The following is a 26,564-nucleotide window of genomic DNA, read 5'->3' on the forward strand; positions in this document are numbered from 1 at the left end:
ATGCTGCTGTTGCTCGGAGGCTTTCTCGTCCTGATGCTGCTCGGCGTTCCCGTGGCGATCGCCATGGCCGCGTCGTCGCTGCTCTACATCCTGGTCAGCGGCGTGACGCCCGACGTCACGCTGGCGCAGCGCATGATCGCCGGTGTCGAGAGCTTTCCGCTGCTCGCCGTGCCATTCTTCATCCTGGCCGGAAACCTCATGAACATCGCCGGCGTCACCGGCCGCATCTATAAGTTTGCGGTGGCCTTGGTGGGGTGGATGCGCGGCGGCCTCGGCCACGTCAACATCATCGGCTCGGTGATCTTCTCCGGGATGTCCGGCACCGCGATCGCGGACGCCGCCGGTCTCGGCACCATCGAGATCAAGGCGATGAAGGATCACGGCTATTCCACCGAGTTCTCGGTCGGCGTCACCGCGGCTTCGGCGACGCTGGGGCCGATCATTCCGCCGTCGCTGCCCTTCGTGATCTACGGCATGATGGCCAACGTCTCGATCGGAGCGCTGTTTCTGGGCGGCGTCATTCCCGGCATCGTGCTGACGCTGTTCATGATGGCGACCGTCACCTACTTCGCGCACAAGAACAAATGGGGCAGCGATACGCCGTTCTCCTGGCCGCAGCTCGGCTCGGCCGGGCTCGAGATCCTGGTCGTGCTGTCCTTTCCGATGGCGATCTGGCTGATGGTGCTGGCCGGCCTCTCGGTCAACGTCGCGGTCGTCATCGGCCTCGGCGCCCTGCTGGTGATCGACTGGTATTTCGACTTCTCGGCGGTGATGGCGCTGATGGCGCCGGTCATCCTGATCGGCGGCATGACGCTGGGCTGGTTCACGCCGACGGAAGCCGCGGTCGCCGCCGTGATCTGGTCGCTGTTCCTCGGCCTCGTCCGCTACCGCACCATGACTCTGCAGACAGTCGCCAAGGCGACGTTCGATACCATCGAGACCACGGCCTCGGTGCTGTTCATCGTCACCGCGGCCTCGATCTTCGCCTGGCTGCTGACGGTGTCGCAGGCAGCGCAGACGCTGTCGGACTGGATGCTCAGCGTCACCCACAACAAATGGGTCTTCCTGGCGCTCGCCAATGTGCTGATCCTGTTCGTCGGCTGCTTCATCGACACCACCGCGGCGATCACCATCCTGGTGCCGATCCTGCTGCCGATCGTGCTCAAGCTCGGCATCGATCCGATTCATTTCGGCTTGATCATGACGCTGAACCTGATGATCGGCCTGCTGCATCCGCCGCTCGGCATGGTGCTGTTCGTGCTCGCCCGCGTCGCAAAGCTCTCGGTCGAGCGCACCACGGTCGCGATCCTGCCCTGGCTGGTGCCGCTGATGCTGGCGCTGATCGCGATCACCTACATTCCCGAACTCACCCTCTGGCTGCCGAAATACATGGGACTTTCCAAATGACCTCCACAGCTCTCGCCGCTACCCTGTTCGGGCCCGAAGACCTGCGGATGGTCGAGCATCCGCTCGACAAGCTCGCAGACGGCATGGTGCGAATCCGCTTCGGTGCCGGCGGCATCTGCGGCTCGGACATGCATTACTTCCGCCACGCCCGGACCGGCGATTTCGTGGTGAAGTCGCCGCTGGTGCTTGGCCACGAGATTTCGGGCGAGGTCGTGGAGATTTTCGGCGCCGCTGCCAGTCTGAAGGTCGGCGACCGCGTCGCCGTCAATCCGTCGCGCTGGTGCGGCCATTGTGTCGCCTGCCGCGAGGGCCGGCCGAACCTGTGCGAGAACATCTACTTCATGGGCTCGGCCTCGAAGACTCCGCATATGCAGGGCGGCTTTGCCAATTACTTCGATGCTATCCCCGCGCAGTGCGTGAAGATCCCGGATCATGTCTCCTATCAGGCCGCGGCGCTGGCCGAGCCGCTGGCGGTCTGCCTGCACGCCGTGGCGCGCGCCGGCAACATCGAGGGCAAGCGCGGTATCATCTTCGGCGCCGGTCCGATCGGGCTTTTGACCATGCTCGCCGCGCGCCGCGCCGGCATGGCCGACATCACGGTCGCCGACATCGCGCCGGCACCGCTGGCGTTTGCGACCCGGCTCGGTGCCTCGCATGTCGAGAACGTCTCGGCCGGCGAGGAGGGTTTGAAGGCGCAGGCCGCGTCGCGCCCCTACGACGCCGCGTTCGAGGTTTCGGGCACGGCAGCGGGCCTTGCCAGCGCCATCGGCATCGTCAGGCGCGGTGGCGTGGTGGTGCAGATCGGAAATCTGCCGGGCGGCCAGATCCCGACGCCGTCGAATGCGGTGATGGCCAAGGAGATCGATCTGCGCGGTTCGTTCCGGTTCGGCTTCGAATTCGCAACGGCCGTGGAGTTGATCTCCAACGGCAGCGTCGACGTGTTGTCGCTGGTCACGGCCGAGCGTCCCCTCTCGACCGCGCCGGATGCCCTGCGGCTGGCGCTCGACCGCTCGCAGAGCGTCAAGGTCGTGCTGACTGCGAATTGAGTGGAGAGACCAGATGATGCGCGAAGGTTGGCGCTGGTACGGGCCCGATGATCCGGTCTCGCTCGACGATGTCAGACAGGCCGGAGCGAGCGACATCGTCTCGGCGCTACATCAGGTGCCGATCGGCGAGGCCTGGACGCGCAGGGCAGTCGAGGAGCGCAAGAACTTCATCGAGAACGGCCAGCCCGGCCGCTCGCAGCTGACCTGGTCGGTGGTGGAGTCGATTCCGATCCCCGACGACGTCAAGCGCCTGGGCGGCAAGGCGACGAAGTCGATCGAGGCGTGGATCGCGAGTTTGGAAGCGGTGGCAGCCAGCGGCATCAAGATCATCTGCTACAATTTCATGCCGGTGGTCGATTGGTGCCGCACTGATCTCGAATGGGAGCTGCCGAACGGCGCCCGCGCCATGCGCTTCGACCATGACCGCTTTGCCGCCTTCGAGTTGCATATCCTGAAGCGCCCGGCGGCGGCTCAGGAGTATCCTCCCGAGCAGCAGGCGCGGGCGAAAGCGCTGTTCGAGCAGATGGGCCAGGCCGATATCGACTATCTCGTCATGGTCATTGCCAGCGCGCTGCCGGGCTCGACCACCGAGCCGATGACCATCCCGCAGTTCCGCGACCGGCTCGAGTCCTATCGCGACATCACGCCAAAGATCCTGCGGCAGCATCTTGCCGAGTTTCTCGCGCGCGTGACGCCGGTGGCCGAGCAACTCGGCGTGTCTTTGACGCTGCACCCGGACGATCCGCCGCGCCCCTTGTTCGGTCTGCCCCGTATTGCTTCCTCGGCCGACGATTATCAGGCGCTGTTCGACGCCGTGCCGTCCAAGGCCAACGGCATCTGCCTGTGCACCGGCTCGCTCGGCGTGCGCGCCGAAAACAATCTGCCCGCCATGGCCGAGCGCTTCGGCCCCCGCATCGCCTTCGCCCATCTGCGCGCGACCAAGCGCGAGGCCGACGGGCTATCGTTCTACGAATCCGATCATCTCGACGGCGACGTCGACATGATCGCGGTGCTCAAGGCGCTTTTGAAGGAGAACGCCAAGCGTTCGCACGACAAGCAGATCGTCTTCCGTCCCGATCACGGTCATCGCATGCTGGACGATCTCGCCGCGAACAAGCGCACCAACCCCGGCTACACCGCCATCGGCCGCCTCCGGGGCCTCGCCGAGCTCCGCGGCGCGATCCGCGCGATCGAGCATCGGTGAGGGTCTTCGCCTCTTCCCGCTTGCGTCAGGCTATCCCATATGACGCCGAGCGGCAGTTGCGCAAGCGCCTCGTCCTTCGAGATAACCGCTTCGCGGTCTCCTCTGGATGAGGCTATGCTGCATTGGCGCTCGTTGAACCTGATGCCGCGCACCGGGTCCTCATCCTGAGGGCGCGCCAACGGCGGGCGTCTCGAAGGATGGCCACAGGCGAGATCGCTGTCATATGCGATTGCTACCCCAGGGGAGAGGCCGGATTGCATCGCAGATGCAATCCGGGTGAGGGGGACAACCAGCCGCTATAGATCACCCGATCGCGAAATCGGCTGCCGTCTCGGCGTGAATGGCCGTGGTGTCGAAGGTCTCGACGGAGGTGTCGTCAGGGCCGACCAGCATCGTGATCTCGGTGCAGCCGAGGATGATGCACTCCGCGCCGGCGGCCACCAGCGCCGCCATCACTTCACGATAGCGGCGGCGGGACGGATCGGCGACAACCCCAAGGCAAAGCTCGTCGTAGATGATGCGGTTCACGTCGGCGCGCGCCTCGGTGGGAGGAACTAGCACGTCGAGATCATGCGCGCGCAGCCGGTCGATGTAGAAGTCCTCCTCCATCGTGAATTTGGTGCCGAGCAGCCCGACCCGCCGGTACCCCTTCGCCCGGATCCGCTGCGCCGTCGCGTCGCCAAGGTGAATGAACGGCACGGTCACGCTGGCGATGATGTCGGGTGCCAATTTGTGCATCGTGTTCGTGCACAGCACGATCGCCCGTGCGCCGGTGCTTTCGAGACGGCGCGCGACCTCCGCCAGGCTGGCTGCCGCCTCGCTCCAGCGGCCGGCATACTGCATCTGCTTGATTTCCTCGAAGTCGTAGGAATACAGCAACAGCGGGGCAGAGTGCAGCTTACCCATGCGATCGCGGACCCGCTCGTTGATCAGCTTGTAATAGAGCGCCGTGCTCTCCCAGCTCATGCCCCCGATCAGGCCGATGGTTTGCATTCCGGTGTCCTCGTGTGGTCGGCCGGACCTTAAACGAAAACGCCGAAGCCCGGTAGCCGTCGCTTGGAACAGAGGTCGTGCCCCGGACGCAGCGCTGCTTCCGCGGTGCGCTGCAGAGCCGGGGCCCATGCAGCAAACCCCTGTTGCCTTGTCCCGGCTCTGCGCAGCAACGCGAAGGGCGTTGCAGCGCGTCCGGGACACGACAGAGACGCGCGAGGCCAAATACTCCGTCGTTGCGAGGAGAGAAGCGACGAAGCAATCCAGTGTCTTTGTCGCGGCATGATTCTGGATTGCTTCGACGCAGAGGCCCTCGCAATGACGGGGTCGGAAGAGCCGGGGGCCCGTCTCGCCGGGGGCTGCCCTCGATCGTTTACCATCATATCATCGCGAATGGGCGGTCGTGCAAACGGCACCGGCGGGCATGACGTCTGCGCAGGCTGCGGGAAGCCTTTCGATCTTGCGCGCCCTCTCGGCCTGTCCTACGCAGTCTCCGAATAACGACGCATCGCCAGATCCCTGAGGGAGCCGACATGACAATCCGCAACACCCGCACCGGGGGCCAGATCCTGATCGATCAGCTTGTCGCCCAAGGCGTCGAGCGCGTCACCTGCGTGCCGGGCGAGAGCTATCTGGCGGCGCTCGACGCGCTGCATGACAGCCCGATCGACGTCATGATCTGCCGTGCCGAGGGTGGTGCTGCGATGATGGCGGAGGCCTATGGCAAGCTCACGGGCCGGCCCGGTGTCTGCTTCGTCACCCGCGGCCCCGGTGCGACCAATGCCAGCCACGGCGTCCACATCGCGATGCAGGATTCGACGCCGATGATCCTGTTCGTCGGCCAGGTCGATACGGGCATGCGTGAGCGCGAGGCGTTCCAGGAGCTCGACTACAAGGCGGTGTTCGGCACCATGACGAAATGGACGGTCGAAATCGATCGCCCCGATCGCATTCCGGAGTTGGTGGCGCGCGCCTTCCGCGTTGCCATGCAGGGCCGCCCCGGTCCCGTGGTGATCGCGCTTCCCGAGAACATGCTGACCGAGACCGCCGCCGTCGCCGACGCCATGCGCATCGAGCCGGCCGTGAGCTGGCCCGCGCCGGCCGATATCGAGAAGCTCGGCGCGATGCTGGCGAACGCCACGGCGCCGCTCGTCATCCTTGGCGGCTCGCGCTGGACCGATGACGCCACCAAAAGCATCGCGCGCTTTGCCGAGCGGTTCGACCTGCCGGTCGCAACCTCGTTCCGTCGGGCGTCGCTGATCGACGCCGAGCATTCGCATTATGCCGGCGATCTCGGCATCGGGCCGAGCCCGGGGCTGAAGGCGCGCGTCGACAACGCCGATGTCATTCTGCTCATCGGCGGCCGCATGTCGGAGATGCCGTCCTCGTCCTACACGTTGTTCGACATTCCGACGCCAAAGCAGAAGCTGATCCACGTGCATCCGGGCTCCGAAGAGCTCGGCCGCGTCTATCAGCCGGAGCTCGCGATCCAGGCGACGCCCGCGGCGTTCGCCGCCGCCGTCGAGACGTTGAAGCCGGCGGGCGCCGTGGCCTGGAAGGGCGAGGCTGCCAAGGCGCATGCCGATTATCTCGCCTGGACCGAGAAGGCGCGCGAGCTGCCGGGCACGTTCCAGTACGGCCAGGTCATGACCTGGCTGCGCGACCGGCTGCCTAAGGACGCCATCGTCTGCAACGGCGCCGGCAACTATGCCGGCTGGATCCACCGTCACCACCGCTTCCACAGTTTTGCCGCGCAGCTTGCACCGACCTCGGGCTCGATGGGCTACGGCGTGCCGGCGGCGGTGCTGGCGAAGCGGCAATATCCGGAACGCACCGTCGTTGCCTTTGCCGGTGACGGTTGCTTCCTGATGAACGGCCAGGAATTCGCGACCGCCGTGCAGTACGACGCACCGCTGGTCGTGATCGTCGTCGATAATTCGCAATACGGCACCATCCGCATGCACCAGGAGCGCGACTACCCCGGCCGCGTTGTCGGTACCCAGCTCAAGAACCCTGATTTCGCGATGTACGCGAAGGCGTTCGGCGGCCATGGCGAGCGGGTCGAGCGCACCGAAGAATTCGCACCTGCCTTCGAGCGTGCGCTGGCCTCGAGAAAGCCGTCGATCCTTCACTGCATCATCGATCCCAGGGCGATCTCGGTCGGCAAGGATTTTGCGCCCGCGGTGAAGGCGTAGGCAATGACGACCGGCCGCCACGTCGCCATCATCGGTGCCGGCGCGGTCGGTGTGATCAGCGCCATCGAGGCGCTGCGCGAAGGCCATCGCGTCACGCTGATTGATCCGGGCGAGCCCGGCGGCGAACAGGCGGCGAGTTATGGCAATGCCGGCTGGCTGTCGTCGCATTCGGTGATCCCGCCGGCCGAACCTGGCATCTGGAAGAAGGTGCCGGGATATCTGATGGACCCGCTCGGGCCGCTGGCGATCCGCTGGTCCTATCTGCCGAAGGCGCTGCCCTGGCTGGTCAAATATCTGCTCTCGGGCTGGACCGAGGCGCGGGTCGAGAGGACCGCCTTTGCGCTCCGCGACCTGTTGAAGGACGCACCGCTGCTGCACCGGACGCTCGCCGAGGAAGCCGGCGTCCCTGAATTGATCGAGCGCAGCGGCGTGATGCACGTGTTTCCGTCGCGCGGCAATTTCGACAACGATCTCGGCTGGCGCCTGCGCAAGAAGGTCGGCGTGGAGTGGATGGAGCTCAACGCCGACGAGATGCGTCAGCGCGAGCCCGATCTGCATCCGCGCTACACCTTCGGCGTGGTGGTGGAAGAGGCCGGACGCTGTCGCGATCCCGGTGCGTATGTCGCGGCGCTCGCCAACCATGCGATCGCCGGCGGTGCCAAGCACGTGCGCGCCAAGGCGACCGGCTTGAGGCTGAACGGCGACAAGCTCGTGGCCGTCGTGACAGAGACCGGCGAGATCGCCTGTGACGCCGCGGTGGTCGCCGCCGGCGCGCATTCAAAGCGACTCACCGCGTCGGTCGGGGATTCGCTGCCGCTGGAGACCGAGCGCGGCTATCACGTCATGATCGAGCATCCGGAATCTGGGCCGCGCAGCTCGATGATGGCATCCGACGCCAAGATGGTGGTGAACTGGACCGACAAGGGTCTGCGTGCCGCCGGCACGGTCGAGATTGCCGGCTTGGAGGCCGCGCCGAACTGGAAGCGCGCGGAGATCCTGCGCAACCACCTCCTCAGCATGTTCCCGAAATTGCCGAAGGACATTCCGGCCTCGCGCGTCAAAACCTGGTTCGGCCATCGCCCGAGCATGCCGGACGGGCGTCCCTGCATCGGCTATGCGCGCGCCTCACGCGACATCGTCTATGCGTTCGGCCACGGCCATGTCGGCCTGGTCGGCTCGGCCCGCACCGGCCGTCTCGTCGCCCAGCTTGTGAGCGGCAAGGCGCCGGAGATTCCACTCGCGCCGTTCGCGCCCGATCGTTTCCTCTGAGAGCGCACCATGACCGTCTCAGCCAACCCGTCTTCCCAAATCGCCCGCGGCGGCAAGGCCATCTATGGCGCGCCGCTCGGCATCTTGATGCTGGAAGCGCGCTTCCCCCGCATTCCCGGCGACATGGGCAACGGCACGACCTGGCCATTCCCGGTGCTGTATCGCGTGGTGAGCGGCGCTTCGCCCGAGAAGGTGGTGCTGAAGGGTGCGGCCGGCCTGCTGCCCGACTTCATCGATGCCGCCAAGGATCTGGTCCGGTTGGGCGCCGAAGCGATCACCACCAATTGCGGCTTCCTCTCGCTGTTCCAGAAGGAGATCGCGGCCGCGGTCGGAGTTCCCGTTGCGACCTCGTCGCTGATGCAGGTGCCGTGGGTGCAGGCGACCTTGCCGCCGGGCAAGCGGGTCGGCCTCGTCACGGTGTCGGGCTCGACCTTGACGCCGGCCCATCTCGAAGGCGCCGGCGTGCCGCTCGACACGCCGCTGGTCGGCACCGAGAACGGCAAGGAGTTCTTTCGCGTGCTGATCAAGGCCGAGAAGGACGACATGGACATCGCGCAGGCCGAGCGCGACGTGGTCGCGGCCGGCAAGGAACTCGTCGCCAAAAATCCCGACGTTGGCGCCATCGTGCTCGAATGCACCAACATGCCGCCCTATGCGGCAGCGCTCCAGGCCGAGGTCGGGCTGCCCGTCTACGACATCTATTCCATGATCACATGGTTTCATGCGGGGCTGCGCCCGCGCGTTTTTGCCTGATACTGATCGGGCGCAAAGGCTTGAACAACTTCTGCCGGCACGGCCTCGCGCATTGCCATCGCGCCCGCGTCTCTCCTATATTCGGCTGTGGGCGATCGCAAATGCAACCTGTGAAGAGTGACGTGGAACCGGCTTCCGACAGCATCGTCGATCGTGTCTACGAACAGCTCAAGGCGATGGCCGTGAGCTACACGTTCAAGCCGGGCGAGCGGCTCAACGAGGGCGAACTCGCCAAAGGCCTCGGCGTCAGCCGTACGCCGCTGCGCGAGGCGCTCAACCGTCTCAACACCGAGGGTTTTCTACGCTTCACGCCGGGCAAGGGCTTCTTCTGCCGCGAGCTCGATGCGCGCGAGATCTTCGATCTCTACGAGTTGCGCAAGTCGATCGAGGTCGCCTCGATCCGCCTCGCCATCAAGCGCGCCAGGGACGAGGACATCGACCCGTTGCTGGAATTCCTCGAAGCCACCGGACCCGATCCCGGCGAGCGCTCCTCGCTGGAGCAGGTCGAACTCGACGAGACCTTTCACGAGCGGCTGATGGCAATGTCTGGCAATGCCGAGATGCTGCGCGTGCTGCGCAACGTCAACGCCCGCATCCGCTTCGTGCGCTGGATCGATATGGACCGCGTCAACCGCTCCAACACGCAAGGCGAGCACCGCGCCGTGGTCGAAGGCCTCAAGGCGCGCAACGAGCGGACTTGCGTTTCCGTACTGGAGAAGCACATCGACCGCCGCCTGGACCGCATCACGGCAGCGATCAAGGAAGGCTACGCGCAGATTTACATGCCGGCGCCGACGCGGCCGGCTCCAAATTGAAGTCCGATACGGCGTTTTGCTTTCAGGAGGCGCTCACATGAAGCTTAGGGGTAAAGTCGCTGCCATCACCGGCGCGGCGCGCGGCATCGGCAAGGCCTGCGCGAAGAGATTTTTGGATGACGGCGTCAAGGTCGTGATCTCGGACGTCGACGCCGAGGGCCTCGCCGCCACGGCGGCCGAGCTCGGACATCCCGATGCCTTGCGCACCGTGGTGGGCAACGTCGCCAGGCGCGCCGACGTCGACCAGCTCGTCGCCACCGCCGTGAAGGAATACGGCCGGCTCGACATCATGGTCAACAATGCCGGCGTCGCCCGCAATCGCGACATTCTGGAGATCACCGAAGAGGAATTCGACGAGATCATCGGCATCAATCTGAAGGGCGCGTTCTTTGGTGTCCAGGCCGCGGCCAGGCAGATGATCGCGCAAGGCTCCGGCGGGGTCATCATCAACATGTCCTCCGTGAATGCGCTGCTGGCGATCCCGGCGCTGGCGACCTACGCGATGTCCAAGGGCGGCATGAAGCAGCTCACCTCGGTCGCCGCCGTCGCGCTCGCCCCGCACGGTATCCGCGTCGTCGCGGTCGGGCCGGGCACGATCCTGACCGACATGGTGGCGTCGTCGATCTACACCTCCGAGGACGCCCGCAAGACCGTGATGTCCCGCACGCCGGCCGGACGCGGCGGCGAGCCGAGCGAGGTGGCGTCGGTGGTCGCGTTTCTGGCCAGCGACGATGCCTCCTACATCACCGGGCAGACGATCTATCCGGATGGCGGGCGATTGGTCCTCAACTACACGGTGCCGGTGAAGGAGAAGTAGGGCGCTTCACTCCGCCGCCACTGTCATCCCGTAACCCAGCCGCTTCGAGATGCCGCCGGCACAATCGCGCAAGGCATGTGCGATCGGGCTGTCCCAGCGCGCATCGAACGTGCCTTCCGGGCCCATCGCAGTGATGACCAGCGCGACATGGCCGGAATGGTCGAACACCGGCGCCGAGAAGGCGTTGACGCCGGGCAGTGGATCGCCGAGCGCGCGGGCGAGGCCATGCTTGCGGACCTCCGTGAGCATCTCGGCAAGCTTCGCGCCCTTCACGGCCCGCTTCGGGTTGTAACCGACGCCGTGACGATCCAGCCCGCTCTCGAGCGCGGCGGTGATGGTCTTTTCCGGCAGGAAGGCCGCAAAGGCCCGGCCGGTTGCGGTCTCCAGCAGCGCCATCACCGAGCCCGCGCGCATGACAATGTGGACGGGCTGGGCCGGCTCTTCGAGCTGCACCACGGTCGGGCCGTGCGTGCCCCATACGGCGAGAGACACGGCGTGTCCGATTTGGCTCGCGAGCGCGGCGATCTTCGGCCTTGCGATGCGCACGCCGGAGAGCCGGCGCAGGCTGATCAGGCCAAGTTCCAGCGCCAGCGCCCCGATCTCGTAGCGGCCGGTCGTCTCGTCCTGCTCGATCAGTCCGATGCGGGAGAAGCTGGCGAGATAGGGATGCGCCTTGGCCGGCGACATGCCGGCCTCGCGCGCGAGATCGCGCAGCATCATCGGCTCGCCGCTGCGGGCGAGCGCCCGAAGCAGTTCTCCGCCGACCTCGATCGACTGGATGCCTCGGCTCTCTCTCTTCATGCGCCTCCGATTGCGCTACGCCGCGCTGCGCCCGGCGGCGCTGTCGGCGAGATGACGACCGGCAATGTAGCCGAAGGTCAGCGCCGGCCCAAGCGTGATGCCGGCACCCGGATAATTACCGCCCATGATGCTCGCCATGTCGTTGCCAGCGGCATAGAGGCCGGGAATCACGCGGCCCTCGGCGTCGAGCGCGCGTGCGTTCTCGTCGGTGACGATGCCGGCATAGGTGCCGAGATCGCCGATCACCATCTTGATCGCATAGAATGGCCCGTTTTCGAGCGGCGCGACGCAGGGGTTGGGGCCGTGCATCGCATCGCCCTGGTAGCGGTTATAGGCTTTAGAGCCCTTGCCGAAGGCGGCGTCGTGGCCCAGCGGCGCCGTCGCGTTGAATTGCCTGACGGTCTCCACGAAGGCGCTGGCATTGATGCCGGCCTTGGCCGCCAGCGCCTCCAGCGTATCGCCGCGCATCAGATAGCCGGACTTGAGGTGATGACCCAGCGGCATCGGGAAGGGCGGCACGCAGCCAAGGCCGTATTTGCGCAGCGTCTTGTGATCGCAGACGAGATAGGCGGCGATCTCCTCGCCGGGTTTCGATGCCTTGACCATGGCCTGGACGAAGTCATGATAGGAATTGCCCTCATTGGCAAAGCGTCGTCCGTCGCGCATCACCGCGATCACGCCGGGTTTGGCGCGGTCGATGAAATGCGGCATCACGCCCTTCGTGCCGTCCTTGCGCGTGGTCAGCGACACCGGCACCCAGGCCGCCGCGTTCGGCAGGCGATCTTCGATACGTCCGCCTGCGGATTCCGCCAGGCGCAGGCCGTCGCCGGTGTTGCCGGTCGGGCCGGGCGAAAAGTGCTCGTTGCCGGTCGGCGCGTGCGGAAACATTTTTCTGCGCCGTTCGACATCATGCGGGAAGCCGCCGCAGGCCAGCACGACGCCCTGCCGCGCGCGGACCCGCACGTCGCGTCCCTCGCGCGACACGATGGCGCCGGTGACCGCACCATTTTCGACGGTCAGCTCGCGCACGGGCGAGGCCAGCCACATCGGAATCTTCAGGTCGAGCGCGGATTTCGCGAGGCGCCCGGCGAGTGCATTGCCGTTGGTCAACGTCATGCCGCGGCCATAGCGCAGCACGTCCATCAAGTGCCGCGACAGACGCTTGGCGACGTAGACTGCCGAGGTCAGCGACTTCGTCACCCGCATGAAATGGATGATCTCCTTGCCGCTTCCCAACATCATGCCGAACACGGTGAGCTCGGGGAGGGGCATGCCCAGCGTCTTGACGAGGTCGCCGAGCTCGCGGCCGTCGAACGGACGCGTCACCATCGAGCGGCCGCCTTGCGCGCCGCCCGGTGCCTCGGCGTGATAGTCGGGAAACACCAGCGGCATGTCGAAGCGCAGCGCCGTCTTGCTGGTGAAGAAATCGACCGCTTCAGGGCCGGCGCTGAGGAATGCATCGACCCGCGCAGCGTCGTAATTGTTGCCGGCCTCGTGGCGCAAGTATGTGCGGGCCTGCTCCGGCGTCTCCTCGATTCCGTAGGCTTTCGCCAGCGATGTGCCGGGAATCCACAACCAGCCGCCGGAGCGCGCGGTGGTTCCGCCGAAGCGCGGCTCCTTCTCGACAATCAGCACATCGAGCCCGCGATGGCGCGCAGTGATCGCGGCCGACATGCCGGAGCAACCCGATCCGGCCACGAGCACGTCGCACTCGTAAGTCTCAATTGCGTCATGCTCGTTGCCGGTCATCACTCACCTCACTTTTTCAGCAGCGGACATTTGGATTCGGAGACCGGTCGGAAGGCGTCCTCGCCCTTCACGGTCTTGACGATCTCCAGATAGTCCCAGGGTTCCTTCGACTGCTCGGGGGTCTTCACCTTGGCGAGATACATGTCGCGGATGACGCGGCCGTCCTCGCGCAGCTTGCCGCCGTGGACGAATGTATCCTCGATCGGCAGATCGCGCATCTTGGCCATCACCTTGGCGGAATCGTCGGTGCCGGCGGCCTTGATGGCCTTGAGATAATGCAGCACCGAGCCGTAGACGCCGGTCTGGATCATGGTCGGCATCACCTTGGTCCGCTCAAAGAATTTCTTCGACCAGGCGCGGGTCGCCTCGTCCATGGCCCAGTACGATGCCGTGGTCATATAAGTGCCCTGCGCGGCCTTGAGGCCGATCGCGTGCACGTCGGTGTCGAACATCAGGAGGCCGACGAGCTTTTGGCCGCCCTGGACGAGGCCGAACTCGCCGGACTGCTTGATGGCGTTATCGGTGTCCTGGCCGGCATTTGCGAAGGCGACGACGTCGGATTTCGAGCTCTGCGCCTGCAACGCGAAGGAGGAGAAGTCCGCGGTGTTGGTCGGATGCTTGACACCACCGAGAACCTTGCCGCCCATCTCGTTGACGAAGCGCGTGGCGTCCTTTTCGAGCTGCTGGCCGAAGGCGTAGTCGGCCGTGATGAAGTACCAGGACTTGCCGCCTTCCTTGATCACGGCGGAGGCCGTCACCTTCGACAGCGCGTAGGTGTCGTAGGTGAAATGCACGGTGTTCGGGCTGCACAGCTCGTCGGTCAGTGAGCTCGCGCCGGGTCCCGAGAGCAGAGCGATCTTGTTGCGCTCGCGCACCATGTTGTGCACGGCGATCGCGATGCCGGAATTGGGGATGTCGACGACGGCGTCGACCTTGCCGTTGTCGAACCAGCCGCGCACGATCTGCACGCCGACATCGGTCTTCATCTGGTGATCGGCGCTGATGATCTCGATCGGCTTTCCGAGCACCGTCGGACCGAACTCCTCCACCGCCATTTTGGCGGCCTCGACCGAGCCAGGTCCTGAGTTGTCGCGGCCCCAGCTCGACAGATCCGTCAGGACGCCGATCCGCACCGCGTCGTCGGAGATTTGCGCGGTCGCCGCTGTGGTCATGGCAGCCGAAGTCATGGCCGCGAGCATGGCGCAGGCGAGATGCCCTCTCATGGTTGTTTCCTCTGTTTATTGGCCGCTTTGCGCGGCTGGCTGGTTCGAAGGCAAATTAGATATAAGCAAACTTATTTGTCAATGGCGAACAAAGCTCGCGGCTCACGGTGTAGCGGACCAGCCATTGGCCTGCCGACAGTTTGGATCTAAGAACGCCCATGAGGAAACCAGTCCCCAAGAACAGGGAACACAAACATGACGAAGACGTCTCGACGCGACGTGCTCACCGCTGCAGCTGCGCTGACCGCGGCAGGCATCGCCGAAGCGGCCCCGGCCGCTGCGCAGGCTGCACCGACGCCGATCTTTCCGGTGCCGATGGTGACGATTCCGATTGTCGGCGAGAGCCATGTGTTCCAGGTCCGCCGCATCTATTGCATCGGGCGCAACTACGCAGCGCACGCGATCGAACGCGGCTCGGATCCGAACCGCGAGCCGCCGTTCTTCTTCCAGAAGCCCACCGATGCGATCCAGAACGTCGCGGTCGGCGAGGTCGCCGATCATCCCTATCCGTCGCTGACCAAGAACTATCATCACGAGGTCGAGCTGGTCGCCGCGCTCAAATCAGGCGGCACCAACATCCCGGCCGATAAGGCGCTCGACCATGTCTATGGCTACGCGCTTGGCCTCGACATGACCCGACGCGATCTCCAGAACGGCATGGCTGCGGAGAAGAAGCCCTGGGAGATCGGCAAGAGTTTCGATCACGCAGCAGTGCTCGGCCCGATCCATCCGGCCAGCAAGACCGGTCATTTCGAGAAGGGCGCTATTTCGCTGGCAATCAACGGGGCCGTCAAGCAGAACTCGGATCTCAGCAAGATGATCTGGAGGGTGGCGGAGCAGATCGCGAAGCTGTCGGAAGCGTTCGAGCTGAAAGCTGGCGACATCATCTATTCCGGCACGCCGGAGAATGTCGGTCCCGTCGTGAAGGGCGACGTGCTGCTGTGCAAGCTCGAGGGCTTGCCGGACATGTCGATCAAGATCGTGTAGTTGCTCTTTGTTCGCCTCTCCCCGCACGCGGGGAGAGGCGGCGCACCGCGGCTCTGCCTAAGCCGCTGCCTTCGGCCTCAACCTGTCGACCGTCCGCGCGATCAGTGCGGCAACTTCCGCGATCTTCGGTCCGATCCGGAATTCAGGGCCGGCGACGACGACCGACAGACGGCGGTCGCCGATCGGCAGCGGGATCGCCGCGCCGGCGAGATCGCGGCTGTAGTCGGCAAAGCTCTGGCAATAGCCGCGCGCGATCGAGTTGCGCAGTTCGGTCTCCACCGCCTCGATGCTGATCGGCGTCGACGGGCCATATTGCTTGAACTCGATCTTGCGGTAGACCGAGTCGCGCTCCTCTTGTGAATATTGCAGCAGCAGCGCGCGGCCGCTCGCGGTCGCGTGGATCGGCACGCGGTGACCGATGGTGGCGAAATAGCGGATCGCAGCCTGGGATTCGACCACGTCGATGAATACGGCCATCACGCCGGCCGGCGCCACGATCGATGCGGTCTCGCCGGTCTCGGCGGAGAGATCGGCGATCAGCGTATGCGTCCACTGCGGCAGCGGCTCGACCTCGGAGATCATCCGCGCCATGGCGAGCCACCGCGGCGTCGGATAGAAGCCGGCGCGTGGCCGCGGCTCATAGAGATAGCCCTTCTCCGACAGCGTCGCGAGCAGGTTGAAGGTCGAGGAGCGGGGCCAGCCGAAATGATCGGCGATCTCCGCAAGCGTCGCCGGCTTCTTCACCTGCGCGAAGAATTCCATGATCTCCAGGACGTTTGCGGCTTGCCGAACGATCATGGTGGCGTTGCGTCCTGCTTCTCTAGGGCTGGCCGAGAATCTTCTTCGCGGCGCGAAGATGAGGCTTGTCGATCATCTGGCCGTAGAGCCGCAGCGTGCCGGAATTGGGATTGCCGGCAAACGCCGCGATCACTTTCTCCGCCCAGGTCCGTTCGGCTTCCGTGGGCGCGAACGCGGCGTTGACGACATCGACGTGCTTCGGATGGATCAGCGCCTTCGCCGAAAACCCGTCGCGCCGCGCCGCGCGTGTCTCCTGCTCGAGACCGGTGAGGTTGTCGATGTCGGTATAAACGGTGTCGATCGGCGCAACCTCGGCCGCGGCCGCCGCCATCAGGCAGAGATCGCGCGCGAGACGATAGGGGCTGTGGAACACGCCGCCCGACGCTTTTTCGGTGGCGCCGAGCGAAGCCGAAAGATCCTCCGCGCCCCACATCAGGCCGGCGAGGCGAGGGGAGCAGCCCTTGTAGCTGCCAAGGCCGAAGATCGAGCCGGCGGTCTCCGTCGCGACGCAGACGATGCGCGTCGTGCCGTCGGTGATGCCGGCCGCCGCTTCCAAAGCTTCGAGCCAGGTTGCGACCTGGCGTACATCGTCGCCGCCTTGCGACTTCGGCAACACGATGCCGTCGGGCCTGCCCGGCATCACCGCGGCGAGGTCGGTCAGCGTCATGCCGGTGTCGAGCGCGTTGACGCGGACATAGAGCTGGTGCTGACCGGGGCGGCCCTTCAGCATCGCCAGCGTCAGCCCGCGGGCCTCCGGCTTTTTCTCGGTGACGACGGAATCCTCGAGATCGATGATCAGCGCGTCGGCCTTGCCTTCGCTCGCCTTCTCGAATTTGCGCGGGGAATCCCCCGGCACGAACAGCATCGAACGCATCAGACCGGCCTCTTGTGCATCATCGCCATGCGGCGGCATTTTCCGACGATCTCGTCGTTCTGGTTCAAGGCATGGTGCTCGAACTCGACAATGCCCGCCTTCGGGCGCGACTTGGATTCCCTCAACGAAAGCACCTTCGTCGTCGCCCGCAAGGTATCGCCATGAAAGACCGGTTTCGGAAAAGTCACGTCGGTCATGCCGAGATTGGCGACGGTGGTGCCCATGGTCGTATCATAGACCGTCATGCCGATCATGATGCCGAGGGTGTAAAGGCTGTTGAAAATGCGCTGGCCGAACTCGGTCTTTTCGGCGAAATGCGCGTCGATGTGAAGCGGCTGCGGATTGAGCGTGAGCAGGCTGAACATGGTGTTGTCCATCTCCGTGACGGTCCGGGTCAGCGGATGCCGGAACTCCTGGCCCACGGAAAAATCTTCGAAATAAAGTCCGGCCATCGCGGTTTCCTCCCTGCGTTCTGCGATTTGGGCCAGCGCCGCCGTTACGGCGGCGCGGCCAGGTGAACTGCTTTTTGCTCGGCCAACTGCTCGATCTCCTCCGTCGAGAAGCCGGCCTCGGCCAGGACGTCGCGACCGTGCTGGCCGAGCGTCGGGGCGGGACCTCCGGCCTTCGGTTGGGTTACGCTCCACGTGGAGGGAACTCGCATCTGGCGGATGCGACCCTCTACGGGGTGATCCAGCGTCCTGAAGAAGTCGACCGCCTTCAGGTGCGGATCCTCCAGGATCGTTTCTAGGGTGTGCATCGGCATCACCGGAATGTCGGCGCGCTCCAGCAGTTCGCGCCATTCCGCGGTGGTGCGTGTGACGAAGATGTGGCCGATCTCCTCGTAGATCTCGTCGATATGTTTGGTGCGCGCCGCGTGGTTGGCGAAGCGAGGCTGATCGAGGAAGTAAGGCTGGCCGATTGCCTCGAAGAAGCTGCGCCAGTGCTTGTCGTTGTAGATGAGGACGCAAAGATAGCCGTCGCGGGTCTTGTAAGGCTTTCGGTAGCGCGAGAGCAGGCGCGCGTAACCGCCATGATCGAGCGGTGGTTCGTAGGTGAGGCCACCGAGATGATCGACCAGCACGAATTCCGTCATCGATTCGAACATTGGCACGTCGATGCGCTGGCCGATACCGGTGCGCTGCTGGTGTATCAGTCCGCCCATGATGGCGTTGACCATCATCAAGCCGACGATGCGGTCGGCGATGGTGACGGGCACGTAGCGGGGCGTGCCGTCACTGGCGGCTGCGAGCAATGTCGGAATGGTGGACGCGCCCTGGATCAGATCGTCATAGGCAGGCTTGGCGGCGTAGGGGCCAGACTGGCCGTAGCCGAACGCACCGACATAGACGAGGGCGGGATTGATCGCGCTCAGCGTCTCGTAGTCGAGACCGAGCCGCGCCATGGCCTGCGGACGCACGTTATAGACCAGCGCGTTGGCGCGCTCCGCGAGCCGCAGCAGCGCCTCGCGCCCCTCCGGCTTCTTGAGGTCGAGCACGATGCTGCGCTTGCCGCGATTGACGTTGTTGAACATGCCGCCCATGCCGGGCGCGCGGCCGGGCCCGATCTGGCGGACGATGTCGCCTTCGGGACTTTCGACCTTGATCACGTCGGCGCCCATGTCCGCCAGCACCTGGGTGCCGTAGGGGCCCATCAGTACCGAGGTCAGGTCGAGAATGGTGAAGCCGGCGAGCGGTCCCATGAAGCCTCATTTATATTCATATAGGTGGAATTAGAATTCATAAAGAGCGGGTGTCAATTCGCTCGCTGAGGCTGGATGTGCATGGGCCTATGCAATGTTCATATACTTGACAGATAAATTCACATATATGTACGTTCGCCTCAATAAGAATTTGGAGCGAGATCCGGGCGGTCGGGGCGCAGTCGCCGCCTTCGGCGTGGGGACGCGTCTAGGGAGAACGAAATGAAGAGGACTTTGAGTTGGGCTGCCGCGGTGTTCGCACTCGCGCTGCCGGTCTCGACACTGGAGGCGCAGGCCATCGAGTTGAAGGTCGCCGACTCCTTCCCCGCCGGCCACTATCTCGTTCGTCTGATGCTCAAGCCGTGGATGGACGACGTCACCAAGCGCACCAATGGTGGGGTGACCTTCACCTATTATCCGAACCAGCAGATCGGCAAGGCGGTGGACATGCTCCGGCTGACGCAGTCGGGCGTGGTCGACATCGGCTACATCGCGCCGTCCTATGTCTCGGACAAGATGCCGCTGTCGGAAGTGGCGCAACTGCCTGGCGCGTTCGCGACCAGTTGCCAGGGCACGCTCGCTTATTGGAAGATTGCGCGCGAAGGCCTCCTGGCCAAGCAGGAATACGCGCCGAACAAGATCAAGCTGCTGATGGCCGTAGTGCTGCCGCCCTATCAGGTGTGGACCGTCAAGTCGAAGGTCGAGTCCATCAAGGACATGCAAGGCCTGAAGCTGCGCACGACCGGCGGCGCGCAGGATCTGACGCTGCGCGCGCTCAACGCCGTGCCGGTGCGCATGGCTGCGCCCGACGCCTATGAGTCGCTGTCGCGCGGCACGATGGACGGCCTGCTGTTCCCTCTGGACAGCGTCGTATCCTACGGCCTCGACAAGCTCGTCAAGCACGCCACCGAAGGTGTCAGCTTCGGCAGCTTCATCGTTGCGTATTCCATCAATCAGTCGGTCTGGGACAAGTTGCCCGAGGACGTGAAGAAGGCGATGGAGGAAGCCTCCGAAGCGATCACGCCGAAGGCCTGCGCCGACGTCGACAAGGAAGGCGAAGTGACCACGAAGCATCTCAAGGACCAGGGCATCAGCTTCGATCCGCTACCGGATGCCACGCGCGCCGAGATGAAGGACAAGCTGAAGGGCGTCAGTCAGGAATGGGCGTCCGGTCTCGACAGCCGCGGCAAGCAGGCATCCGCTGCCTTGAAGGAGTTCGAAGGTCTGCTCGCCGCCGGCGGCGCCAGGTAACTCGGAAATCAAACGCCAAACAACTCGATCCGATACGGCAAGGGGGCGTCAGACGTGATCAGGCGAGCAACGGATGTTCTCGGCGTGCTCGAACGCGCGCTCACGGTGATCGCGGCGATTTCGCTATTCGCGATCATGGCGCTGGTGGTGGCCGACGTCTTCATGCGGTACGTCATGAACAGCCCGCTCTCGTTCACCTACGATCTGATCGGGCTGTATCTCATGGCCGGCGTGTTCTTCCTGACATTGTCGGATACCTTGCGCGTTCATGCGCATGTCGGTGTCGACATCCTGCTGTCGCGTGCGCCGCCGGTCGGGCGGCGGCTGTCGGAGATCGTCACCGCGCTTACTGGATTGTTTGTCTTCGTCCTGATTTCGAAGGTCGGATTCGAACGCGCATTGGACAATTACGAGCAGCACGACGTGCTTGCCGGCGCCATCTCGTGGCCGACCTGGATTTCTGCAGCGCTTGTCCCGTTCGGCTGCGGCGTGCTGGTGCTGCGGTTGGCGCTGCAACTTGTGGGCAATCTGCTCAGCCTTGCCTCGGGGCGCGATCTGTTTCCGTTGCCGCCATTGACCGACGAATCCCGCAGCTTCGAATAAGAGCGGCCTGAAATGACAGTTATCATCGTGCTTGGCCTCCTCTTCCTGTTGCTTGCGACCGGAACGCCGGTCGGCTTCGCCATGGGCTTCGCCGGTGCGGTCGGCCTCCTGATGGTCGGCGGCACGGGCACGCTTTTCGGCATTCTTCAGACCGCGCCGCTGTCGACGGTTTCGTCCTACGAACTGATCACGATCCCGATGTTCCTGCTGATGGCCGAACTGGTCCTGCTGTCCGGCGTCGCCGACGATATGTTCAAGACTGCTTCAGCCTGGATCGGCCGCGTTCCGGGCGGCCTCGGCATGGCGACCGCCCTGGCCGGCGCCGGCTTCGGAGCGATCTGCGGCACCTCCACGGCATCTGCGGCGACGCTGTCGTCGACCAGCCTTCCTGCGATGATCAAGCAGGGCTATGAACCGAAAATGGCCGCTGGCGTCGTCGCCATCTCGGGCACGCTGGCCATGTTGATCCCGCCGAGCGTCGCGCTGGTGATCTTCGGCCTCCTGGCTGAAGTCAATATCGGGCAATTGCTGATCGGCGGCATCCTTCCGGCGGTGCTCGTGACCGCGACCATCATGGCGACGATCTACTTCCTGGTCTGGCAGGATCCGTCGCGGGCCCCGCGCGTCGAGCCGGTATCCTGGCGCGAGAAATTCTCGCTGCTGCGGCAGGTCGGCCCAATGGTGCTGCTGTTCTCGCTCGTCACCGGCACGATCTATCTCGGCGTTGCAACGCCGACCGAGGCCTCGGCGCTGGGCGCCGCGGGAGCGCTGGTGCTGGCCATCGCCAAGCGCAGGGTGACGCCGACGACGCTCTACCGCGCGCTGCTGAGTGCCTGCCACGGCACCTGCATGATCGCGACCATCCTCGTCGGCGCCTCGATCTTCGGCTATTTCTTCACCCTCACGCATGTGACGCAGGATCTCGTCGCCTGGATCGGCAGTCTGCCGACCTCGCGCTGGGTCATCATCACCCTGATCCTGTTCGGTTACATCGTGCTCGGTTCCTTCATGGATCAGATCGCGATCCTGGTGCTCACCGTGCCGATCGTGCTGCCGCTGATCAAGACGCTCGGCTTCGATCCGATCTGGTTCGGCGTCATCAAGATCGTCACCGCCGAGGTCGGCATGATCACGCCGCCGGTAGGGCTGAACTGCTTCATCGTCGCCCGCTATGCCAAGCGGCCGGTGGCGGAGGTGTTCCACGGCACCTTCCCGCATTTCATCGCGCACCTGATCGCGATCGCGATTTTGGTGGCGTTTCCGTCTATCATTCTCTGGCTGCCCTCGCAGATGGGGCGCTAGGATCGGAGCTCGCGGCTCCCAAGAAGGAGATCAAGAACATGGATTTCGCGCTCACCGATCAGCAGGAAGCCATTCGCGACGCCATCGCCAAGGTTTGCGAAAACTTTCCCGACGCCTATTGGCTGAAGAAGGACCACGACGGCGGCTTCCCGCACGACTTCCACAAGGCGATGGCCGATGCCGGCTGGCTCGGCATCTGCGTGCCCGAGGAATATGGCGGCTCCGGTCTTGGCATCACCGAGGCCGCGATCATGATGAAGACCATCGCGGAATCCGGCGCCGGCATGTCCGGCGCCTCCGCGGTGCACATCAACGTGTTCGGACTCAACCCCGTCGTCGTGTTCGGTACTGAAGAGCAGCGCAAGCGCATGCTGCCGCCGATGGTGGAGGGCCGCGAGAAGGCCTGCTTCGCCGTCACCGAGCCCAACACCGGCCTCAACACCACGCAGTTGAAGACCCGCGCCGTCGCCAAGAACGACCGCTACGTCGTCAATGGCCAGAAGGTTTGGATCTCGACCGCACAGGTGGCGCACAAGATCCTGCTGCTGGCGCGCACCACGCCGCTGGAAGAGGTACGCTCGCCGACCCATGGTCTCAGCCTGTTCTACACCGATTTCGACCGCAAGAAGATCAAGGTCCACGAGATCGAGAAGATGGGCCGCAAGGTCGTCGATTCCAACGAGCTGTTCTTCGAGGACTTCGAGATCCCGATCGAGGACCGCATCGGCGAAGAGGGCAAGGGTTTTCAGTACATCCTCGAAGGCATGAACCCCGAGCGTATCCTGATCGCGGCGGAGGCGGTCGGTCTCGGCAAGGTCGCGCTGTCGCGCGCCAGCGAATACGCCAAGACACGAATGGTGTTCAACCGTCCGATCGGCAAGAACCAGGGCATCCAGCATCCGCTCGCGGTGAACTGGGTCGAGCTGGAAGCCGCCTGGCTGATGGTGATGTCGGCGGCCTGGCAATATGACAAGGGCATGCCGTGCGGGGCTGCGGCCAACGCCGCCAAATATCTCGCTGGCGAAGCCGGCTTCCATGCTTGCGAGCAATCCGTGATGACACATGGCGGTTTCGGCTATGCCAAGGAGTATCACGTCGAGCGGTATTTGCGTGAAAGCCTGATCCCGCGCATCGCGCCGGTCAGCCCGCAACTTGCACTCAGCTTCATCGCGGAGAAGGTGCTGGGCCAAGCCAAGTCGTATTAGGCCGTCTGTGCCCCAGACTACAGCTCCCATCGACTTCTCCCGCCTGATCCGCCAGGACGATCTCGTCGTGTGCGGGCAGGCGACGGCGGAGCCTGTTACGCTGACCGAAGCGCTGATGGCGCAGGCGGCCCAGCTTCCGCCAATCCGCATGATGATCGGGCCGGCGTTCTCGGAGACGTTTGCGGCGTCGTGCGCACCCGGCGTGGCGTTCCGGAGCTACGGCGTGATCGGCAATGCGCGGCGGCTCGCCAGGGCCGGACGGCTCGAGATCATCCCGAGCAACTACAGCGCCTTTTGTGCCGACTTTGCCGCCCGCCGCCACAAGGCCGATGTCGTCCTGGTGCAACTGGCGGAAGCCGGTGACGGCCGCTTGAGCGCGAGCCTGTCCAACGACTACGTCATCGACGCCGCCCGCGCTGCCCGCCTCGTCATCGCCGAGATCAATCCGGATGCGCCTTTTACATTCGGCGCGGAATGGCCCGAGGGCTTGCCGATCCACATGCACGTGGCCGCGCGCCGGTCGCCCGTCGAACTGGCCTCGACGCCGCCCGACGACGTCTCCCGGCGCATTGCTGCGCATGCGGCGAGCCTGATCGTCGACGGCAGTACGCTTCAGTTCGGCGTCGGGCGGATTCCGGACGCGATTCTCTCGTCGCTGTCGCACCTGCGCAACCTCGGCATCCACTCCGGCCTGATCAACGACGCCGTCGTCGATCTGATCGCGTGCGGCGCGGTGACGAACGCCGAAAAGGGGATCGATCCCGGTATCACGGTCACCAACCAGGTGATCGGCACGCAGCGGCTCTACCGCTTCGTCCATGAGAACAGGACGATCGCGGTGCGGCCGACGTCCTACACGCACGGCCAGAGCGTGCTGGCGCGGATCAGACGGCTGGTGGCGATCAACTCGGCGCTGCAGGTCGGGCTCGACGGCAGCGTCAATTCCGAAGTGTTGAATGGCGTTGCGATCGGCGCGATCGGCGGCCAGCTCGATTTCGTACGGGGCGCCAATGCCTCTCCCGGAGGAAGAGCCATCATCGCGCTGCCGGCGACGGCGTCCGACGGAACCAGCCGGATCGTCGCCCATGTCGAGACCGTGACGACGCCGCGCGCCGACGTCGATGCCATCGTCACCGAATGGGGCATCGCGGAGTTGCGCGGCTGCGGTCTTGCCGAGCGCGGGCGCCGCATGATCGCGATCGCTGCGCCCGAGCATCGCGACGCTCTGTCGGCGCAGCTTCGTACGACCTGAACTTCAGCGCTGGGCCAAGCTCACTGATCGGCCGCGATCCGCTGCATCGCCATGGCACGAAGCCGGGCGCGCTGGATCTTGACGCCGTTGGCGCTGTCGGTGACGGGGAAGGCCTCCACGACATAGATTCGGGCCGGGACCTTGTAGCCGGCGAGGCGCTCGCGCAGGCGCGCGATCAGCATCTCCTGTACTGGCGGCTCCTTCGCCGGGATCACGAAGGCGACGCAGCGCGCCTGGCCCTTGAGATCGACGGCAACCACCTGGGCGTCGGCCACGCCATTACAAGATTTGAGCTCGTCCTCGATCTCGCCGGGCGCGACGAGGAAACCGCCGAGCCGCATGGTATCGCCAGCGCGGGTCTCGTAGACGAAGGAACCGTCGCCACGGAGCCGGCCGATGTCGCCGGTGCGGAAGAAGCCATCCGCTGTGAACGCATCTCGCGTCGCATCGGGATTGTTGAAGTAACCGAGGAACTGCGACGGGGCGCTGATCTCGATCTCGCCGGAGACGGCGGGCGCGGCGAGCTCGCCGGTCTCGGTGTCGCGCACGCGCACCCTTGCGTTGGCCGACATCGGCCAGCCGCCGCCTTCGATCCGGTCGGTGAACGCGTCGCTGGCGCGGGCGATCGAGAACAGGGCCTGTACCTCGCTCGAGCCATACAACCCGAACAGCGGCAGGCCGCGCGCCTCGGCCTCCGCGGCAAGCTCGCGCCAGCCGGGCTGGAACGCGGCGAAGCCGCAGACTTCCAAATGCGGAAACGGGCGTGGCGTCTCGGCGAGGGCGAGGATGCGGCGGAACATCTCGTCCGAGCCGAAGGCGTGCGTGATCCCTTGCGTGCTGAGGATCTCCATTGCCTGTGCCGCCTCGAAAGCGTCAAGCACGTGAACGGTCGCACCGGCTGCGACGAAGCCGAGCAGGCTGGTCATGCCGAAAGTGCCGCAGAACGGCAGCATGGCCAGCAGCGCATGACGCTGCGGATCGAGCTGCAGCGCGCGGGCGACGGAGGTGGCGTGCGTGGCCAGCGTCCGCTGCGAATGCGCAACGAGCTTCGGCCCCTTGGTGGTGCCTGAGGTCGTGTAGAGCAGCACAGGAAGATCGACTTCATCTCGAGCTGGCGCCTGCGGATAATTCGTATCGAACGCATCGAAGCGCACGCATGGCCAGTGCGTCGGGATCGCGTCCGCACCGACTACCGCGAGCCGTTGCAGCGCCGGGACCTCGTCCTTGGCGATATCGGAGAGGATCGCAGCGAAGTCGATCGCGCGAAATGCGGGCTCGACCACCATGAGCCTGGCTCCGGACAAACGAAGCAGATGCGCGACTTCCGCGCTGCGATAGCGCGTATTCACGGCGGCGACGATCGCACCCAGACGGCCGGCGGCAAACAGCAGCGCGAGCCATTCGATCCGGTTGACCAGCCAGACTGCGACCACGTCGCCCCTGCCAATCCCCTGTGACGCAAGCCAAGCCGCGGTCTGCTCGATCCTTTCGGTAAACTCGGCGCGCGAGACCGGCGTGCCGTCGCATACGAAGGCGGGATCGGCGACCGACTCCGACCGGATCAGCGATTGCAGCGAAAACGCGTTGGCCATGGCAAGGGAAGTAACCCGATCGCGCCAACCTGTCTACTTGGTGCCGAACATCCGGTCGCCGGCATCGCCCAGGCCCGGCACGATGTAGCCGTGGTCGTTGAGCCGCTCGTCGATCGCGGCGGTCCAGATCGGCACGTCCGGATGCTCGCTCTCGAACTGCGCGATGCCCTCGGGCGCGGCGAGAAGGCACACGAAGCGGATGTCGCGGGCGCCGCGGGCCTTGAGCAGGGAGGCGCCGGCGCAGGCCGAGTTGCCGGTCGCCAGCATCGGATCCATCAGGATCACGGTGCGATCGGACAGGTCCTGCGGCGCCTTGAAGTAATATTCCACGGCCTGCAATGTTTCGGGGTCGCGGTAGAGCCCGATATGGGCGATGCGCGCCGAGGGCATCAGCGCCAGCATGCCGTCGAGGAAGCCGACGCCGGCGCGCAGGATCGGCGCCAGCGTGAGCTTCTTGCCGGCGATCTTGGGCGCCCGCATCGGCGCGATCGGCGTCTCGATGTCGACCAGCTCCAGCGGCAGATCGCGCGTCACCTCGTAGGCGAGCAGCATCCCGATCTCGTTCAGGATCTCGCGGAAGCTCTTGGTCGAGCGATCCTTCTCCCGCATCAGCGAGAGCTTGTGCTGGACCAGGGGGTGGGCGACGACGTTGACATTGCCTGTGCTCATGAAACCGCTCTACACGGTTCCGCGAAAACGCGCCAGATCGGCCGGTTGTTTTCGGGGGATACG

General features: G+C 64.9%; 24 protein-coding genes. 14 read left to right on the plus strand and 10 right to left on the minus strand.

Going from position 1 to position 26,564, the window contains the following annotated elements:
- The 3 genes from JQ580_RS17440 to uxuA are packed head-to-tail and all read left to right on the plus strand — an operon-like array spanning position 1 to position 3,657.
- Positions 1-1,407, plus strand: a complete 1,407-nt coding sequence (locus tag JQ580_RS17440) for a TRAP transporter large permease (RefSeq protein WP_212281291.1) — start codon at positions 1-3, stop codon at positions 1,405-1,407.
- Positions 1,404-2,453, plus strand: a complete 1,050-nt coding sequence (locus JQ580_RS17445) for an L-idonate 5-dehydrogenase (RefSeq protein WP_212281292.1) — start codon at positions 1,404-1,406, stop codon at positions 2,451-2,453. Before JQ580_RS17440 ends, JQ580_RS17445 begins: the two co-directional genes overlap by 4 nt.
- A gap of 13 nt (positions 2,454-2,466) precedes the next feature.
- A complete protein-coding gene (uxuA, locus tag JQ580_RS17450; RefSeq protein ID WP_212281293.1) occupies positions 2,467-3,657 on the plus strand; it encodes a mannonate dehydratase in 1,191 nt (396 codons plus the stop codon).
- Positions 3,658-3,960: 303 nt separating this feature from the next.
- Here uxuA and JQ580_RS17455 read toward each other — a convergent pair whose 3' ends face one another.
- Positions 3,961-4,650 (minus strand): aspartate/glutamate racemase family protein, encoded by a 690-nt coding sequence (locus JQ580_RS17455; RefSeq protein ID WP_212281294.1) that lies wholly within the window; start codon positions 4,648-4,650, stop codon positions 3,961-3,963.
- A gap of 530 nt (positions 4,651-5,180) precedes the next feature.
- On the opposite strand from JQ580_RS17455, the gene JQ580_RS17460 reads away from it, so the two are divergent.
- The 5 genes from JQ580_RS17460 (at position 5,181) to JQ580_RS17480 (ending at position 10,496) form a co-directional block, all read left to right on the plus strand.
- Positions 5,181-6,842: a thiamine pyrophosphate-binding protein gene (locus JQ580_RS17460; RefSeq protein WP_212281295.1), complete on the plus strand. Its 1,662-nt coding sequence runs from the start codon at positions 5,181-5,183 to the stop codon at positions 6,840-6,842.
- A 3-nt stretch (positions 6,843-6,845) separates the two neighbouring features.
- The gene (locus JQ580_RS17465; RefSeq protein WP_212281296.1) at positions 6,846-8,111 is read left to right on the plus strand and encodes an NAD(P)/FAD-dependent oxidoreductase; all 1,266 of its coding nucleotides are present in this window, start codon (positions 6,846-6,848) and stop codon (positions 8,109-8,111) included.
- Between the two features lie 9 nt (positions 8,112-8,120).
- Positions 8,121-8,864, plus strand: a complete 744-nt coding sequence (locus JQ580_RS17470; RefSeq protein ID WP_212281297.1) for an aspartate/glutamate racemase family protein — start codon at positions 8,121-8,123, stop codon at positions 8,862-8,864.
- Positions 8,865-8,986: 122 nt separating this feature from the next.
- Complete coding sequence (locus JQ580_RS17475) at positions 8,987-9,679, plus strand: GntR family transcriptional regulator (RefSeq protein ID WP_311982458.1); 693 nt, start codon at positions 8,987-8,989, stop codon at positions 9,677-9,679.
- Between the two features lie 37 nt (positions 9,680-9,716).
- Positions 9,717-10,496: an SDR family NAD(P)-dependent oxidoreductase gene (locus JQ580_RS17480; RefSeq protein ID WP_212281299.1), complete on the plus strand. Its 780-nt coding sequence runs from the start codon at positions 9,717-9,719 to the stop codon at positions 10,494-10,496.
- A 6-nt stretch (positions 10,497-10,502) separates the two neighbouring features.
- Here JQ580_RS17480 and JQ580_RS17485 read toward each other — a convergent pair whose 3' ends face one another.
- Genes JQ580_RS17485 through JQ580_RS17495 form a run of 3 tightly spaced genes read right to left on the minus strand, consistent with a single transcriptional unit; the run spans position 10,503 to position 14,269 of the window.
- Positions 10,503-11,297 (minus strand): IclR family transcriptional regulator, encoded by a 795-nt coding sequence (locus JQ580_RS17485; protein ID WP_212281300.1) that lies wholly within the window; start codon positions 11,295-11,297, stop codon positions 10,503-10,505.
- A gap of 15 nt (positions 11,298-11,312) precedes the next feature.
- Entirely contained in the window at positions 11,313-13,046 is a 1,734-nt protein-coding gene (locus JQ580_RS17490; RefSeq protein WP_212281301.1) for an FAD-dependent oxidoreductase, read from the minus strand.
- 8 nt (positions 13,047-13,054) lie between these two features.
- Positions 13,055-14,269 carry an ABC transporter substrate-binding protein gene (locus JQ580_RS17495; RefSeq protein WP_212281302.1) on the minus strand — a complete coding sequence of 405 codons (1,215 nt, stop codon included), beginning with the start codon at positions 14,267-14,269 and terminating at the stop codon, positions 13,055-13,057.
- A 195-nt stretch (positions 14,270-14,464) separates the two neighbouring features.
- On the opposite strand from JQ580_RS17495, the gene JQ580_RS17500 reads away from it, so the two are divergent.
- A complete protein-coding gene (locus JQ580_RS17500) occupies positions 14,465-15,256 on the plus strand; it encodes a fumarylacetoacetate hydrolase family protein (protein ID WP_212281303.1) in 792 nt (263 codons plus the stop codon).
- Between the two features lie 57 nt (positions 15,257-15,313).
- On the opposite strand, the gene JQ580_RS17505 is transcribed toward JQ580_RS17500, so the two are convergent.
- Genes JQ580_RS17505 through JQ580_RS17520 form a run of 4 tightly spaced genes read right to left on the minus strand, consistent with a single transcriptional unit; the run spans position 15,314 to position 18,627 of the window.
- Positions 15,314-16,054: an IclR family transcriptional regulator gene (locus JQ580_RS17505; protein ID WP_212281304.1), complete on the minus strand. Its 741-nt coding sequence runs from the start codon at positions 16,052-16,054 to the stop codon at positions 15,314-15,316.
- A 22-nt stretch (positions 16,055-16,076) separates the two neighbouring features.
- Positions 16,077-16,928, minus strand: coding sequence for an HpcH/HpaI aldolase/citrate lyase family protein (locus tag JQ580_RS17510; protein ID WP_212281305.1), 852 nt, complete (start codon positions 16,926-16,928; stop codon positions 16,077-16,079).
- A complete protein-coding gene (locus JQ580_RS17515) occupies positions 16,928-17,416 on the minus strand; it encodes a MaoC family dehydratase (protein ID WP_409363213.1) in 489 nt (162 codons plus the stop codon). Before JQ580_RS17515 ends, JQ580_RS17510 begins: the two co-directional genes overlap by 1 nt.
- 8 nt (positions 17,417-17,424) lie before the next feature.
- Positions 17,425-18,627 carry a CaiB/BaiF CoA transferase family protein gene (locus JQ580_RS17520; protein ID WP_212281306.1) on the minus strand — a complete coding sequence of 401 codons (1,203 nt, stop codon included), beginning with the start codon at positions 18,625-18,627 and terminating at the stop codon, positions 17,425-17,427.
- Between the two features lie 222 nt (positions 18,628-18,849).
- Here JQ580_RS17520 and JQ580_RS17525 point away from each other — a divergent pair, with 222 nt between their 5' ends.
- The 5 genes from JQ580_RS17525 to JQ580_RS17545 are packed head-to-tail and all read left to right on the plus strand — an operon-like array spanning position 18,850 to position 24,240.
- Complete coding sequence (locus JQ580_RS17525; RefSeq protein WP_212281307.1) at positions 18,850-19,878, plus strand: TRAP transporter substrate-binding protein; 1,029 nt, start codon at positions 18,850-18,852, stop codon at positions 19,876-19,878.
- A gap of 54 nt (positions 19,879-19,932) precedes the next feature.
- Entirely contained in the window at positions 19,933-20,481 is a 549-nt protein-coding gene (locus JQ580_RS17530) for a TRAP transporter small permease (protein WP_212281308.1), read from the plus strand.
- A 12-nt stretch (positions 20,482-20,493) separates the two neighbouring features.
- Positions 20,494-21,783 (plus strand): TRAP transporter large permease, encoded by a 1,290-nt coding sequence (locus tag JQ580_RS17535; RefSeq protein WP_212281309.1) that lies wholly within the window; start codon positions 20,494-20,496, stop codon positions 21,781-21,783.
- Positions 21,784-21,821: 38 nt separating this feature from the next.
- Positions 21,822-22,988 carry an acyl-CoA dehydrogenase family protein gene (locus tag JQ580_RS17540; RefSeq protein WP_212281310.1) on the plus strand — a complete coding sequence of 389 codons (1,167 nt, stop codon included), beginning with the start codon at positions 21,822-21,824 and terminating at the stop codon, positions 22,986-22,988.
- Positions 22,989-22,995: 7 nt separating this feature from the next.
- Entirely contained in the window at positions 22,996-24,240 is a 1,245-nt protein-coding gene (locus tag JQ580_RS17545) for an acetyl-CoA hydrolase/transferase family protein (RefSeq protein WP_212281311.1), read from the plus strand.
- 20 nt (positions 24,241-24,260) lie between these two features.
- Here JQ580_RS17545 and JQ580_RS17550 read toward each other — a convergent pair whose 3' ends face one another.
- Both JQ580_RS17550 and upp read right to left on the minus strand, forming a co-directional pair.
- Positions 24,261-25,832: an AMP-binding protein gene (locus JQ580_RS17550; protein ID WP_212281312.1), complete on the minus strand. Its 1,572-nt coding sequence runs from the start codon at positions 25,830-25,832 to the stop codon at positions 24,261-24,263.
- A gap of 33 nt (positions 25,833-25,865) precedes the next feature.
- Positions 25,866-26,501 carry a uracil phosphoribosyltransferase gene (upp, locus tag JQ580_RS17555; protein WP_212281313.1) on the minus strand — a complete coding sequence of 212 codons (636 nt, stop codon included), beginning with the start codon at positions 26,499-26,501 and terminating at the stop codon, positions 25,866-25,868.
- Between the last annotated feature and the right edge of the window lie 63 nt (positions 26,502-26,564).

The sequence above is a fragment of the Bradyrhizobium sp. SZCCT0148 genome (assembly GCF_018129985.1).
GTDB classification, from domain to species: domain Bacteria; phylum Pseudomonadota; class Alphaproteobacteria; order Rhizobiales; family Xanthobacteraceae; genus Bradyrhizobium; species Bradyrhizobium japonicum_H.

Coding starts and splice junctions, on each gene's coding strand:
- JQ580_RS17520 (WP_212281306.1), bottom strand. CDS start 18,627: ATGGGACCGCTCGCCGGCTTCACCATTCTCGACCTGACCTCGGTACTG.
- JQ580_RS17480 (WP_212281299.1), top strand. CDS start 9,717: ATGAAGCTTAGGGGTAAAGTCGCTGCCATCACCGGCGCGGCGCGCGGC.
- uxuA (WP_212281293.1), top strand. CDS start 2,467: ATGATGCGCGAAGGTTGGCGCTGGTACGGGCCCGATGATCCGGTCTCG.
- JQ580_RS17445 (WP_212281292.1), top strand. CDS start 1,404: ATGACCTCCACAGCTCTCGCCGCTACCCTGTTCGGGCCCGAAGACCTG.
- JQ580_RS17550 (WP_212281312.1), bottom strand. CDS start 25,832: ATGGCCAACGCGTTTTCGCTGCAATCGCTGATCCGGTCGGAGTCGGTC.
- JQ580_RS17525 (WP_212281307.1), top strand. CDS start 18,850: ATGAAGAGGACTTTGAGTTGGGCTGCCGCGGTGTTCGCACTCGCGCTG.
- JQ580_RS17485 (WP_212281300.1), bottom strand. CDS start 11,297: ATGAAGAGAGAGAGCCGAGGCATCCAGTCGATCGAGGTCGGCGGAGAA.
- JQ580_RS17510 (WP_212281305.1), bottom strand. CDS start 16,928: ATGCGTTCGATGCTGTTCGTGCCGGGGGATTCCCCGCGCAAATTCGAG.
- JQ580_RS17460 (WP_212281295.1), top strand. CDS start 5,181: ATGACAATCCGCAACACCCGCACCGGGGGCCAGATCCTGATCGATCAG.
- JQ580_RS17440 (WP_212281291.1), top strand. CDS start 1: ATGCTGCTGTTGCTCGGAGGCTTTCTCGTCCTGATGCTGCTCGGCGTT.
- JQ580_RS17505 (WP_212281304.1), bottom strand. CDS start 16,054: ATGATCGTTCGGCAAGCCGCAAACGTCCTGGAGATCATGGAATTCTTC.
- JQ580_RS17470 (WP_212281297.1), top strand. CDS start 8,121: ATGACCGTCTCAGCCAACCCGTCTTCCCAAATCGCCCGCGGCGGCAAG.
- JQ580_RS17500 (WP_212281303.1), top strand. CDS start 14,465: ATGACGAAGACGTCTCGACGCGACGTGCTCACCGCTGCAGCTGCGCTG.
- JQ580_RS17455 (WP_212281294.1), bottom strand. CDS start 4,650: ATGCAAACCATCGGCCTGATCGGGGGCATGAGCTGGGAGAGCACGGCG.
- JQ580_RS17465 (WP_212281296.1), top strand. CDS start 6,846: ATGACGACCGGCCGCCACGTCGCCATCATCGGTGCCGGCGCGGTCGGT.
- upp (WP_212281313.1), bottom strand. CDS start 26,501: ATGAGCACAGGCAATGTCAACGTCGTCGCCCACCCCCTGGTCCAGCAC.
- JQ580_RS17495 (WP_212281302.1), bottom strand. CDS start 14,269: ATGAGAGGGCATCTCGCCTGCGCCATGCTCGCGGCCATGACTTCGGCT.
- JQ580_RS17535 (WP_212281309.1), top strand. CDS start 20,494: ATGACAGTTATCATCGTGCTTGGCCTCCTCTTCCTGTTGCTTGCGACC.
- JQ580_RS17490 (WP_212281301.1), bottom strand. CDS start 13,046: ATGACCGGCAACGAGCATGACGCAATTGAGACTTACGAGTGCGACGTG.
- JQ580_RS17540 (WP_212281310.1), top strand. CDS start 21,822: ATGGATTTCGCGCTCACCGATCAGCAGGAAGCCATTCGCGACGCCATC.